This window comes from Curtobacterium sp. NPDC090217, assembly GCF_044746705.1.
GTDB lineage: Bacteria > Actinomycetota > Actinomycetes > Actinomycetales > Microbacteriaceae > Curtobacterium.
The window spans coordinates 887,365-899,559 of sequence record NZ_JBIVCR010000002.1 but is presented as its reverse complement, the minus strand read 5'-3'; the positions used below and the strand labels follow the sequence as shown (position 1 = coordinate 899,559).

The window sequence follows — 12,195 nt, the reverse complement described above, 5'->3', positions numbered from 1 at the left end:
GGTTGGCGTTCGTGGGGGGGGGGGGGGGGTGTGGGGGGGGGGGGGGGGGGGGGGGGGGGGTGGGGGGGGGCGGGGCCCCCCCCCCCCCCCCCCCCCCCCGGGGGGGGGGGGGGCGGGCCCCCCCCCCCCCCCCCCCCCCCCTCCCGTCTGTGCTCTGCTAGTATCTCTGCAGCAGCGCGCTGAGCGCGCTGACTTCGCGTGTCCACGCAAACCATCCGGCCAACGGTCCAGCTCGCAAGCGCTGGCGGCCGCATGTCAGGGCACCAGGGATCACGACCTCCGGTCGGGATCGACACAACCGCAACGGGCGCACGGCCATGCCGCGCGCCGAGAACACAGAAGGAGGACGGCACATGGCCGTCGTCACCATCCGCCAGCTGCTCGACAGCGGCGTCCACTTCGGACACCAGACCCGTCGGTGGAACCCGAAGGTGAAGCGCTTCATCCTCGCCGAGCGCTCTGGTATCCACATCATCGACCTTCAGCAGTCGCTCGCCTACATCGACCGCGCGTACGACTTCGTCAAGGAGACGGTCTCGCACGGTGGCACGATCCTCTTCGTGGGCACCAAGAAGCAGGCGCAGGGCTCCATCGCCGAGCAGGCGACCCGCGTCGGCCAGCCGTACGTCAACCAGCGTTGGCTCGGCGGTCTGCTCACGAACTTCCAGACGGTCTCCAAGCGCCTCGCGCGCATGAAGGAGCTCGAGGAGATCGACTTCGACGACACGACGAAGGGCTTCACCAAGAAGGAGCTCCTCATCAAGAAGCGCGAGCTGGACAAGCTCCACAAGACCCTCGGTGGTATCCGCAACCTCACGCGGACCCCGAGCGCGCTCTGGATCGTCGACACCAAGAAGGAGCACCTCGCCGTCGACGAGGCGCAGAAGCTCGGGATCCCGGTCATCGGCATCCTCGACACCAACTGCGACCCCGACGAGATCGCCTACCCGATCCCGGGCAACGACGACGCGATCCGCTCCGTCGGCCTGCTGACGCGCATCATCGCGGACGCCGCTGCCGAGGGTCTCAAGACCCGCCACAACGGTGGCTCCGACGACGAGGCCGCCGAGCCGCTCGCCGAGTGGGAGCAGGAGCTCCTCGGTGGCGAGTCCGCTGCTCCGGCTGCTGCCGCTGCTGAGACGCCCGTCGAAGAGAACGACGCTGACGCGCAGGTCGCCGCGAAGGAGATCGGCGAGCCGATCGCCGACGAGGCGAAGAACGCCGAGCCGACCGCCGAGGCCGAGGCCGCTGCGGAGACCACCCCCGCCGAGTGAGTGTCAGAGGGCGCCGGGCCACACGGCTCGGCGCCCTCGACTCCGCTCTCCACACACGCATAGTCCAGAAAGGACGCCATTCGAATGGCAAACTTCACCGCTCAGGACGTGAAGAAGCTCCGCGAGGACCTCGGGGCCGGCATGATGGACGCGAAGAACGCGCTCGTCGAGGCCGACGGCGACTACGACAAGGCCGTCGAGCTGCTCCGCATCAAGGGTGCGAAGGCCGTCGCCAAGCGCGATGACCGTGCGACCTCCGAGGGCGTCGTCGTCGCGACCGCTGAGAACGGTGCGGCCACCGTCGTCGAGCTCGCCTCCGAGACCGACTTCGTCGCGAAGAACGAGAAGTTCACCACCCTCGCCGACAAGGTCCTCGCCGCGGTCGCCGCTGCTGGTGCTGCCGACGTCGCCGCCGCCAACGAGGCCCCCCTCGACGGCAAGACGGTGCTCGAGGTCGTCAACGAGAGCGCCGCCGCGCTCGGCGAGAAGCTCGAGGTCCGCACGGTCCGCCGTGTCGAGGGCTCGAACTTCGAGATCTACCTGCACAAGACGAGCCAGGACCTGCCCCCGCAGATCGCCGTGGTCGTCGCCTACGACGGTGACAACGCCGCCGAGGCCCGCTCCATCGCGCAGCACGTCGCGTTCGCCAACCCGTCGTACCTCACGCGCGACGAGGTCCCGGCCGAGGCGATCGAGAAGGAGCGCGCGACCGTCGAGGCGATCACCCGCGAGGAGGGCAAGCCCGAGGCTGCGCTCCCGAAGATCGTCGAGGGTCGCGTCAACGCCTTCATCAAGGGCATCGCGCTGCTCGACCAGGACTACGCGAAGGACAACAAGATCTCCGTCGCGAAGGCCGCCGAGAACGCCGGCATCACGATCCAGGGCTTCGCCCGCGTCAAGGTCGGCGCGTAACGAACCCGTGACGGGGTCAGGAACCATTCGGTTCCTGGCCCCGTTTTCGCGCCCGCCGCAGCACGACCGCACGGGCGCTAGTAGATTCCCACGAGACTCCTCAACGAAGGGTGCGAGCACATGACCGACGAGAAGACCGGACGACGACGGGTCCTGCTGAAGCTCTCCGGAGAGGCGTTCGGCGCCGGCTCCCTGGGGGTCAACCCGGACGTGATCAGCAGCATCGCGAAGGAGATCGCGATCGCGGCCCGAGAGGTCGAGGTGGCGATCGTGGTCGGCGGTGGCAACTTCTTCCGCGGCGCGGAGCTCTCGCAGCGCGGGATGGACCGCGGCCGCGCGGACTACATGGGCATGCTCGGGACCGTGATGAACGCGCTCGCGCTCCAGGACTTCCTCGAGCAGGCCGGTGCCGCGACGCGGGTGCAGTCCGCGATCAGCATGACCCAGGTCGCCGAGCCGTACATCCCGCGGCGCGCTGAGCGACACCTCGAGAAGGGCCGCGTCGTCATCTTCGGTGCGGGTGCCGGCCTGCCCTACTTCTCCACCGACACCGTGGCCGCCCAGCGCGCCCTCGAGATCGGCGCCGAAGAGGTCCTGGTCGCGAAGAACGGCGTCGACGGCGTCTACTCGGCCGACCCGAAGAAGGACCCGACGGCCGAGAAGCTCCACCACGTCACGTACCAGGACGCACTGCTGAAGGGCCTCAAGGTCGTCGACGCCACCGCGTTCTCGCTCTGCATGGACAACGGCATGCCGATGCACGTGTTCGGGATGGAGCCGGGTGGCAACGTCCAGGCCGCGATCCGGGGCGAACGCATCGGCACGGTGGTCAGCAACTGACCTGCACGGCTGACTAGACTCGACGACGTACCGAAGGAGAACCACCGTGATCAGTGATGTCATGACCGAGGCCACCGAGAAGATGGCGAAGGCGGTCGACGTCGCCAAGGACGACTTCGCAACCGTCCGCACCGGCCGCATCAACGCCGCGCTCTTCCAGAAGATCCCGGTGGACTACTACGGGTCGCCGACGCCGCTCGCGCAGCTGGCGTCCCTGCAGACGCCGGAAGCGCGCACGCTCATCGTGACGCCGTACGACAAGTCGGCGCTCAAGGAGATCGAACGCGCGATCGCGACGTTCCCGAACCTCGGCGCCAGCCCGACGAACGACGGTGAGATCGTCCGCGTGACGATCCCGGAGCTCACCCAGGACCGCCGCAAGGAGTTCGTGAAGCTCGTCCGAGGGAAGGGCGAGGACCACAAGGTCGTCATCCGGAACATCCGCCGCAAGGCGAAGGACGACCTCGACGCACTGAAGGGCGAGATCTCGGACGACGAGATCTCCCGCGGTGACAAGGACCTCGAGGTCCTCACGAAGAAGCACGTCGACCAGATCGACGACGCGCTGAAGAAGAAGGAAGCCGAACTCCTCGAGGTCTGATGCCGCGTCGAGACGAGGGCGTCGACCGCCCGACAGCAGATGACCCACGGCCGCCGGCGAAGGGGCTCAGGCACGACTTCGATGCCAGGGCCCGCGCCGCGCGGTCGGACTTCGAGGCGCAGATCCGCCAACGACGTGCGTCCTTCGACGCCCGCAACGAGGCGCTGACCGCGCGGACCGGCAGAAACCTCCCCGCAGCCATCGCGATCGCCCTGGCGTTCGCCGTGGTGATGCTCGGCTCGCTCCTGATCTGGACCCCGGCGTTCATGGTCGTCGCCGCGTTCCTGATCGGGTTCGCCGCATGGGAGCTCGCGAGCGCGATGCGGTTCGCGGGGCGCGACGTCCCGAGGATCCCGAGCGTCGCCACCGGCATCGCGATGGTGCCGGCCGCGTTCCTCGGTGGCCAGGTCGAGGCGCTCTTCACGATCCTCGGCGGCATCGTCCTGATCACCGTCTGGCGCCTGGTCGAGGTCGCGGTGAGTCGCGATCGCCCGTCGGCAGGGAACGTGTTCCGCGACCTGACGAACGGGCTGTTCGTCCAGGCGTACGTCACCCTGCTCGGCGCCTGCGTGGTGCTGCTGTCCGCGCAGGACGGCGGGCCGCTGTGGGTCGTCGGGTTCATCCTGGTCGTCGTCGCGGTCGACACGGGTGCCTACGCGACGGGGCTGAACCTCGGCAAGCACCCGATGGCGCCGCGGATCAGCCCGAAGAAGACGTGGGAGGGCTTCGCCGGCTCCGTGGCCGCGAGCATCCTGATGGGCATCATCGTGTCCTGGTTGCTGCTCGGGCAGGCGTGGTGGTTCGGCATCGTGCTCGGGGTGCTGATCTCCGGCTCCGCGACGCTCGGCGACCTCACCGAGTCGATGATCAAGCGCGACCTCGGGATCAAGGACATCTCGTCCTTCCTGCCCGGGCACGGCGGACTGCTCGACCGCATGGACAGCATCCTGCCGTCCGCCGCGGTGGGCTACGTGCTGTACCTCGTCGTCAACCACTGACGGCCACCGCGCGTCCAGCTGGTCCCAGGGGAGTGTGCTGGCAGAATGTCGCCGTGCCCACGACGTTCCCGACAGCCCCCCGCTCGGTCCTCGGCTACGACATCGACGAAGTCGAGCGTTTCCTCGAGGACGCGCGTCGCGCCTACACGGCGAACGACAGCGCACCAGGCATCGAGGCGGCGAAGATCCGCGCGACGGCCTTCTCGATGAAGAAGGGCGGGTACTCGACGCAGCACGTGGACGCCGCGCTCGAACGACTCGAGGACGCGTTCGCCTCCCGCGAGCGCGAGCGCGAGATCGCCGACGTCGGGCAGAAGACCTGGTACGCCGAGGCCCGCACGAAGGCATCCGACGTCGTCGAGCGGCTGGACCGCCCGGACGGGCAGCGCTTCCACCGCGTGAACGTCCTGTCGACCGGCTACCACCCGAAGGACGTCGACGCGTTCGCGAAGCGTCTCGGCGGGTACTTCCGAGAAGGCAAGCCGCTCAGCCTCACCGAGGTGCGGTCGATCGTGTTCCGCCCGAAGCACGGCGGCTACCGCGAGGCCCAGGTCGACGCGCTCCTCGACGCGGTCGTCGAGGTCATGCTCGCCGTCCGCTAGCCGAAGTCCGACGCGCGGGGCACAGGTGCTTCGTTTTCCGTGATCGTTCCGTTATCCTGGTCGGACTCATGGGCAGGCACACGGCAGACATTCGATCCGACCGCGCAACCCGGCAGCAGCAGAACCACCCCGTGGTCAGCGAACGCCGCGCGGCACTGAACCGAATCCGCACCGCGGAGACTCCGGTTCCACTGGCGAACCCGGCGGCAGCGGCCGCGGTCACCCAGCCGGTGATCGCTCCCAAGTCCGTGGCGGACAACCGCGTCAGCGATGCCACACAGGCCGTCGCGCACGCAGCGGCAGTTCCGTCCACGCCGTCGGACCCGCGCATCGTCAAGCAGCGGCGCGCGACGACCGCGCAGCGCCGCACGGGTCTCGCACCGTCGTCGTCGACGGCCAAGACCGCCGACACGACGCTCAACGGCTTCATGCGCCGTCGCTCGACGATCCCCGCGCTGTCCTTCTTCGCCGTGGCGTTCCTCGCCGGCGGCTCGCTCTTCAACCCGCTGCAGGCCGACGTCGCCCAGGCTGCGGTCTCGACGCCCGTGCTGACGAAGGCCCCGGCCCCGCAGGTCTACACGGCCCACGGCACGTACGGCTCGTTCGAGGTCTCCCGTGACGGCTACGAAGTGACGAAGCCCGCGCCGAAGGTCGTCACCCCGCCGGTGACCGAGACCGACGACACGGCTGCGACGTCGACCGCGAAGAAGGCCGTCACCCCGTCGAACAGCATCGCCGCCGTCGCCGCGACCCCTGACCCGGGCAGCGCGCAGGCCATCGCGCTCGAGCTCGTCTCCGCCCGCGGGTGGGGCACCGATCAGTACAACTGCCTCGTCTCCCTCTGGAACAAGGAGTCGGGCTGGCGCGTCAACGCCTACAACCCGAGCGGTGCCTACGGCATCCCGCAGGCGCTCCCCGGCAGCAAGATGGCCTCGGCCGGCGCCGACTGGCAGACCAACCCCGCGACGCAGATCACGTGGGGACTCAACTACATCTCCGGCGTCTACGGCACGCCGTGCGGTGCGTGGGGTCACAGCCAGTCCTTCAACTGGTACTGATCGGCGGTCCCGCAGGTGCCGCGCAGCAACCGGCCGCGGCGCCCTCGGGGTGACCGTCGCCCGGACGAGGTCGAGGAGTCGGTCGGCCTCGATCGCCTGATGAGCGGGTGGAAGCGGACCGAGGTCCGTCGTGGGCGTGAGTACGCCGTGCAGCCGATCTCGGCAGCGTCCGCGCAGAAGGACTACCTCTGCCCCGGGTGCGGCCTGATCATCGAGCCCGGCGTCGCACACGTGGTGGTGTGGCGCGCCGACGGCGTCCTCGGCGACGCTGCGGACCTCGCGTCGCGTCGGCACTGGCACAACCACTGCTGGAGGACGGCATGAGCGACGCCGCGGACGCACCCGGCACCGAGGACACACACGACACTGAGATCCGGTCCGGCACGGTGCTCCCCGCCGTGCGGACCGACATCGAGCTCGTCACGGACGACCACCTCACCCTCGTCGGGGAGCTCGCAGAGCCACAGGGCCGTCGGGCGCGCGGCGCGATCGTCACGCTGCACCCGCTGCCGACCGCGCACGGGTTCATGGACTCGCACGTGCTGAAGAAGGCTGCTGCCCGGTTGCCGGAGCTCGCGGACATCGCGGTGTTGCGGTTCAACTTCCGCTCGGTGTCCTCTCCCCGCGGGACGTCCGAGGGCACGTTCGGCGACGGTGTCTCCGAGGGCTTCGACCTCCGCGCAGCGGTCGCCGACGTCGCCGCACGTGGCCTGCCCACCCCGTGGCTGGTGGGGTGGTCCTTCGGGACCGAGGTGATCCTCAAGCACGCGCTCGAGCACGTCGATGCCGGCACGGTCGCTGGCGTGGTCCTGCTCTCACCGCCGCTCCACCGCACGAGCGACGACGAGCTCGCACGATGGGCCGACGTCGCCGTGCCGGTCGTCGCCCTGGTCCCGGAGCACGACGACTTCCTGCAGCCGGAAGCGGCCGAGCACCGCTTCGCCGTCGCGCCGAACGTCCGCGTCGTCCCGGTGGCGGGCGCGAAGCACCTCTGGGTGGGGGAGCGGTACGTGCGGATCGTGCTGGACGCGATCGCGGACCTGGTGGTGCCCGGGAGCGCGCCGCTGCCGACGCACGTCACGCGCTGAGACCGACCGCCTGTCGGCGGTGACCGGACAGGAGGCCCGGTGCAGGGCCTCCAGTCCGGGCCGGTTCAGGAGTCGGTGGCGTCCGCGTCGGCCGGGGACTCGACGACGCCGGCGGCGTGCGACAGCACGCCACGGAGGTTCTCGAGGTAGCCGGCGACCGCTTCGCGCTCGGTGCGGATCGCGGCGAGGCGGTCCTCCGCCTCGGCGATCTGCGCGGCCGAGCGCTCCTCGGCCTCGGCCACGAGGCGGTGCGCACGCTCCTGGGCCTCGGCGAGGACGGTGCGGGCACGTTCCTCGGCGTCGGACGTGCTCGTGCGCTCCAGGTCGTTGGCCTCTTGCTGCAGCCGCTCCGCACGCTCGCGCGCCTCGGTCGCGCGGCGCGTGGCCTCCGCGAGCTGGAGGTTCGCCTCGTCGAGGTACTTCTGCGTCTCGGTGACGGTCTCGTGGTGCTTCTGGAGGTAGTCCTGCTCGGCGTCGTCACGGCGGGCTGCGAGCTCGGACTCGAGGGTCGTCCGAGCCTCGTCGCGCTCGCGGGCGATCTCGGCCCTGACCTCGTCGCGCTCCTTCGCGAGGCCGGCGCGTGCGATGTCGATCTCCTGCCGGAGCGCGGTGCGCTCGGCTTCGAGCGCGTCCAACTCGGCACTGCGGCGCTCGGCGATCTCGGTGTCGACCTCGCCGTGCTCGCGCTCACGGCGTGCGGCGAGCTCGGCGGCGTGCTCCTGGGCGAGCCGCTCGGCGGACGCGGTGGCCTCGGCGCGCTCCCGCTCGATGCGTCCGCGGTGCTCATCGGTCTCGCGCGCGATGCGGTCGGCGGTCTCCTGCACGAGCCGCTCGTTCTCGGCAGCGGTGTGCTCCTGGTCGACGCGCAGCTGTGCACGAGCCGCTTCGAGCTCTTGCTCGAGGGCCGCGCGGGCCGACGCCAGTTCTCGATCCCACTCGGCCCGGCCGGCGGCGAGCTCCTCGTCGAGGAGTCGGCGGCGGTCGGCGAGCTCTGACTCGAGCTCGTCGCGGCGGCCGTCCACCTCGGCGGCGAGGTCGGCGCGACCCGTTGCGATCTCGAGCTCGAGCGCACGGGAACGCTCGCCGTGCTCGTGCTCCCACGCGGCCCGACCGTCGGTGATCTCGCGCTCGAGGGCGTCGCGGCGGGTGCGCTCCTCGCGGTCGAGGTCCTCGATGCGTCGGCTGTGGTCGGCCTCGAAGACGCTTCGGCGGTGTTCGGTCTCGCGGTCCAGTTCGGCTGCTGCGCTCCGGGCGTCGGCGGACTCGCGCTGTGCGAGTTCCCGGAGTTCGGCGACCTCGTGCTCGACACCCGCGCGGAGTGCGTTCGTCTCCCGGATCGCGATCGAACGGGTCTCCGCGGCCTCGGTCACCGCAGCACCGCGGATCGCCGCTGACTCGTTCCTGGCGTCCTGCGTGAGCATCCCGGCTTCGGCGCGGGCCCGCTCGACGGTGTCGGCGGCCTCGGCCCGAGCGCGGGCGAGTTCGTTCGTGGCGCGGGTCCTGGCGTCCTCGAGGGTGTCGCGCGCCTCTTCCTGGGCTTCGCGGACGGTGCGCTCGGCCTCGGCACGGCTGGACGCCCGCAGGCGCTGCGCGTCGATGTCCGCCTGACTGATCAAGCGGGTGGACTGCTCCTCGGCGACCCGGAGCGTGGACTCCAGGCGCGTGCCGAGTCCGCTGTACGTCGGGGTGCCCGCTTCGTCGAGTTCCGCCTGCATGTCGGAGAGGCGGGACTGCAGGAGCCGGATCTCCTTCGCGGCCTCCGCGCGGTCGTTGTTCGACTTGATGAGCTCGCGGCGGAGGTCGTTCAGAGCGCGGTCCACGTCGTCCTTGCGGTACCCCCGCATCTCGGTCCCGAACTCTGCCTCGTCGTTCGCCACGTGTCGCTCCTGCTGGTCTTCCGGACGGCGCCGTACCGCCCGCGCGTCGAGTGTAGTGGTGCGGCACGGACCCCGTCTGAGCCGGTGGACAGCGAGCAGGGATGCGCTCTCCAGCCTCTCTCGCGTATCCTGGGCCGTTGATTCGCGCGCCGATTCCCCCCACCCCGGCGCGGAGGGAGAGAGATCCGTGCGATTCGTCCTGGCGATCGTCAGTTTCGTGATCGGGCTGCTGCTCGTCGGTCTGGGCGTCGCCCAACGCACCGTCTTCGCGCCACCGTCCTCCACCGTGGCGCAGGCGTCGTCGATGACCACGGCGCCCGTCACCGTCATCCCCGGCTCCACGCTCAACGCGAACCCGGGCTACCAGCGCATCAACGTCGCCGGCTCGGGGACCGTCTTCGCCGCCTACGGCAAGACCTCCGACATCGACGCGTGGGTGGGCGACGCCAAGCACAACACGCTCCGCTACGACGCGGAGGGCGAGCGTCTCGTCGCGAGGACGACGGGCAGCGACGACTCCGTTCCCGACCCGAAGGGCAGCGACCTCTGGTACCAGGAGTACGACGGCGCCGGGCAGTTCACCGTGCGCCTGCCGCAGGACGTCTCGGTGGTCCTCGTCGGCGACGGCAAGTCCGCCGCTCCCTCCGACGTCTCCGTGACCTGGCCGCGTGACACCGCGACCCCCTCGGTCGGGCCGCTCATGGTGGCCGGTGGCGTGTTCGTGCTCGGCGGGATCGTCCTGCTCGTCTGGGCGTTCCTCCACCAGCGGCGTTCCCGTGGTCCGCGGCGTCGCAGCGGTGGGACCCGGCCGCCGCGCGTGCGCGCCTCGCGTCGCGCCGCGGCAGCAGGCGCCCAGGTCCCGGCTCGGTCGCGCCGAGGGCGCCGCTCGATGATCGCTGTGCCGGTCGTGCTCGTCGGCACGCTCGCGCTCGCGGGGTGCTCCTCGGAGTACTGGCCGCAGGGCGGTGGAGACGCCACGGCGACCGCCACCCCGACGGCGTCGGCCACCGGTGCCGCCGAACAGGCCGAGCCGACCGCCGCGACTCGTCAGCAGATCAACCGGATCGTCGGCCGGATCGCAGAGGTCGCGACGAAGGCCGACGCCGACAAGGACGCCGATCTCGCCGCGACCCGGTTCACCGGACCGGCGCTCGAGCTCCGCAAGGCCAACTACCAGATCCGCGACAAGGACCAGGACGTGCAGGCCCCGCCGGCGATCTCTGCCGCGGACATCTCGGTGTCGCTCCCGCAGCAGACCGACACGTGGCCGCGCACGGTGTTCGTGGTCGCCTCCGACCCGGACGACCAGAAGACGGCGCCGCAGGCCCTGACGCTCGTGCAGGAGTCCGCGCGCGACGACTACAAGGTCGCGTACGACGTGTCGCTCGAAGCCGACGCCAAGCTCCCGTCGGTCGCCCCGGTCTCGATCGGCACCGCACAGCTCGCGTCCGACTCGAAGCTCCTCGCGCTCGCCCCGGACGCGGTGGGGCCCGCGTACGGCGACATCCTCTCGAAGGACGCGGACAGCAAGTACGCCGACCTCTTCCAGGCGGACGGTGACGACCTGCGCGGCAAGATCGGCAAGGACTACAAGGACAGGAAGTCCGCGTCCCTGCCGGACACCGCGAAGATCGAGTACTCGTCCGAGTCCCCGGACGGCTCCGCCATCGCCCTGGCGACGAACGGGGCAGGTGCGCTCGTGTCCGTGAACCTGAACGAGATCGAGAAGGTCACCCCGACCGCCGACGGCGCCGAGGTCAACACCGAGGGCGCGGTGAAGGCCCTGTCCGGGGTCGACTCCAGCAAGAAGGGCATCAGCGCCACGTACGGCGTCCAGCTGCTCTTCTCCGTGCCGGCCGTCGGGTCGGACGACAAAATAGTCCTGCTCGGGTTCACGCAGGGCCTGACCGCAGCGAGTGAGGTGCAATGACGAACGTCCCCCCGACCCCGTCCGGACTCCGCGGAGCCGTCGACCTGTCATCCCTGGTCGAGCGTGCCCAACGTCCGGCAGCCCAACAGGCAGCCCCGGCCGCAGCAGGGACCGGCTCCGAGACCGGTGCGGACCTGACCGTCCCGTCGCTCGTCATCGACGTCACCGACGACACGTTCCAGGACGTCCTGCAGCTGTCCACGATCGTCCCGGTGATCGTCGACATCTGGGCCGAGTGGTGCGGGCCGTGCAAGCAGCTCTCGCCCATCCTCGAACAGCTCACCGAGGAGTACGCCGGACGCGTCGTCCTGGCCAAGGTGGACGCCGACACGAACCCGCAGCTCGTGCAGGCGTTCCAGGCGCAGTCGATCCCGACCGTGGCCGCGGTCATCGGCGGGCGCCCGCTCGGGCTCTTCGTCGGCGCGCTCCCGGAGGCCCAGGTCCGCGACGTCTACGAGCAGGTGCTCCAGGCCGCCGAGCAGAACGGCGTCTCCGGTCGCGTGACGGTCGACGGCGCCGGCACCGACACCGAGCCGGTCGAACAGGGCGAGCCCGAGCCGGAGCCGCTGCCGCCGCACCACCAGGCGGCGTACGACGCGATCGAGCAGGGCGACTACGCCACGGCGATCCAGGAGTACAAGACCGCGATCGCGCAGGACCCGCACGACCAGATGGCCGTCGCCGGGCTCGCGCAGGTGTCGCTCCTCGACCGGTTGAACGGCCGGACGGCGGACGAGATCCGGTCAGCGGCGGGTGCGGGGCCGTCCGACGTGGGCGCGCAACTCGCCGTCGCCGACCTCGACATCAGCGGCGGCCACGTCGAGGATGCCTTCGGGCGCCTGCTCGACCTGGTGCCGACGGTGTTCGGCAGCGACCGTGAGTCCCTGCGTGTCCGGCTCGTCGAGTACTTCGAGCTCATCGGCGCGGAGGACCCCCGCGTGGTCGCGGCCCGACGTCGGCTCGCCAACGCCCTCTACTGAGTCCATCAGGACCGCCAAAGCGACAGATCCCCGCG

At 70.6% G+C, this 12,195-nt stretch carries 12 protein-coding genes; 11 read left to right on the top strand and 1 reads right to left on the bottom strand.

Annotated features, from left to right (window positions below; all coding sequences use genetic code 11):
* Window positions 1–353 precede the first annotated feature (353 nt).
* The 9 genes from rpsB (at window position 354) to ACIPJ2_RS11845 (ending at window position 7,373) form a co-directional block, all read left to right on the top strand.
* A complete protein-coding gene (rpsB, locus tag ACIPJ2_RS11885; RefSeq protein ID WP_281264856.1) occupies window positions 354–1,274 on the top strand; it encodes a 30S ribosomal protein S2 in 921 nt (306 codons plus the stop codon).
* An 84-nt stretch (window positions 1,275–1,358) separates the two neighbouring features.
* A complete protein-coding gene (gene tsf / locus ACIPJ2_RS11880) occupies window positions 1,359–2,186 on the top strand; it encodes a translation elongation factor Ts (protein ID WP_281264855.1) in 828 nt (275 codons plus the stop codon).
* A 120-nt stretch (window positions 2,187–2,306) separates the two neighbouring features.
* On the top strand, window positions 2,307–3,026 hold the full coding sequence (gene pyrH, locus ACIPJ2_RS11875; RefSeq protein ID WP_281264854.1) for a UMP kinase: 720 nt from the start codon (window positions 2,307–2,309) through the stop codon (window positions 3,024–3,026).
* Window positions 3,027–3,072: 46 nt separating this feature from the next.
* Complete coding sequence (gene frr, locus ACIPJ2_RS11870) at window positions 3,073–3,627, top strand: ribosome recycling factor (protein WP_281264853.1); 555 nt, start codon at window positions 3,073–3,075, stop codon at window positions 3,625–3,627.
* Window positions 3,627–4,625, top strand: coding sequence for a phosphatidate cytidylyltransferase (locus tag ACIPJ2_RS11865; protein WP_402728973.1), 999 nt, complete (start codon window positions 3,627–3,629; stop codon window positions 4,623–4,625). The genes frr and ACIPJ2_RS11865 overlap by 1 nt, the downstream gene beginning before the upstream one ends.
* Before the next feature lie 53 nt (window positions 4,626–4,678).
* Window positions 4,679–5,227 (top strand): DivIVA domain-containing protein, encoded by a 549-nt coding sequence (locus ACIPJ2_RS11860; protein ID WP_281264851.1) that lies wholly within the window; start codon window positions 4,679–4,681, stop codon window positions 5,225–5,227.
* A 131-nt stretch (window positions 5,228–5,358) separates the two neighbouring features.
* Window positions 5,359–6,285 (top strand): transglycosylase SLT domain-containing protein, encoded by a 927-nt coding sequence (locus tag ACIPJ2_RS11855; RefSeq protein ID WP_402728972.1) that lies wholly within the window; start codon window positions 5,359–5,361, stop codon window positions 6,283–6,285.
* A 15-nt stretch (window positions 6,286–6,300) separates the two neighbouring features.
* On the top strand, window positions 6,301–6,609 hold the full coding sequence (locus tag ACIPJ2_RS11850) for a hypothetical protein (RefSeq protein WP_281264849.1): 309 nt from the start codon (window positions 6,301–6,303) through the stop codon (window positions 6,607–6,609).
* The gene (locus ACIPJ2_RS11845; RefSeq protein WP_402728971.1) at window positions 6,606–7,373 is read left to right on the top strand and encodes an alpha/beta hydrolase; all 768 of its coding nucleotides are present in this window, start codon (window positions 6,606–6,608) and stop codon (window positions 7,371–7,373) included. The genes ACIPJ2_RS11850 and ACIPJ2_RS11845 overlap by 4 nt, the downstream gene beginning before the upstream one ends.
* Before the next feature lie 65 nt (window positions 7,374–7,438).
* On the opposite strand, the gene ACIPJ2_RS11840 is transcribed toward ACIPJ2_RS11845, so the two are convergent.
* The gene (locus ACIPJ2_RS11840) at window positions 7,439–9,250 is read right to left on the bottom strand and encodes a hypothetical protein (RefSeq protein ID WP_402728970.1); all 1,812 of its coding nucleotides are present in this window, start codon (window positions 9,248–9,250) and stop codon (window positions 7,439–7,441) included.
* A 187-nt stretch (window positions 9,251–9,437) separates the two neighbouring features.
* Between ACIPJ2_RS11840 and ACIPJ2_RS11835 the strand changes: the two genes are divergently transcribed.
* The gene (locus ACIPJ2_RS11835) at window positions 9,438–11,180 is read left to right on the top strand and encodes a hypothetical protein (protein WP_402728969.1); all 1,743 of its coding nucleotides are present in this window, start codon (window positions 9,438–9,440) and stop codon (window positions 11,178–11,180) included.
* Window positions 11,177–12,160 (top strand): tetratricopeptide repeat protein, encoded by a 984-nt coding sequence (locus tag ACIPJ2_RS11830; RefSeq protein WP_402728968.1) that lies wholly within the window; start codon window positions 11,177–11,179, stop codon window positions 12,158–12,160. Before ACIPJ2_RS11835 ends, ACIPJ2_RS11830 begins: the two co-directional genes overlap by 4 nt.
* The last annotated feature ends 35 nt before the right edge of the window (window positions 12,161–12,195 follow it).

What these genes read in the sequence shown, in the direction of transcription:
- rpsB (WP_281264856.1), top strand. Translation starts at nt 354, where the DNA reads ATGGCCGTCGTCACCATCCGCCAGCTGCTCGACAGCGGCGTCCACTTC.
- tsf (WP_281264855.1), top strand. Translation starts at nt 1,359, where the DNA reads ATGGCAAACTTCACCGCTCAGGACGTGAAGAAGCTCCGCGAGGACCTC.
- pyrH (WP_281264854.1), top strand. Translation starts at nt 2,307, where the DNA reads ATGACCGACGAGAAGACCGGACGACGACGGGTCCTGCTGAAGCTCTCC.
- ACIPJ2_RS11865 (WP_402728973.1), top strand. Translation starts at nt 3,627, where the DNA reads ATGCCGCGTCGAGACGAGGGCGTCGACCGCCCGACAGCAGATGACCCA.
- ACIPJ2_RS11845 (WP_402728971.1), top strand. Translation starts at nt 6,606, where the DNA reads ATGAGCGACGCCGCGGACGCACCCGGCACCGAGGACACACACGACACT.
- ACIPJ2_RS11830 (WP_402728968.1), top strand. Translation starts at nt 11,177, where the DNA reads ATGACGAACGTCCCCCCGACCCCGTCCGGACTCCGCGGAGCCGTCGAC.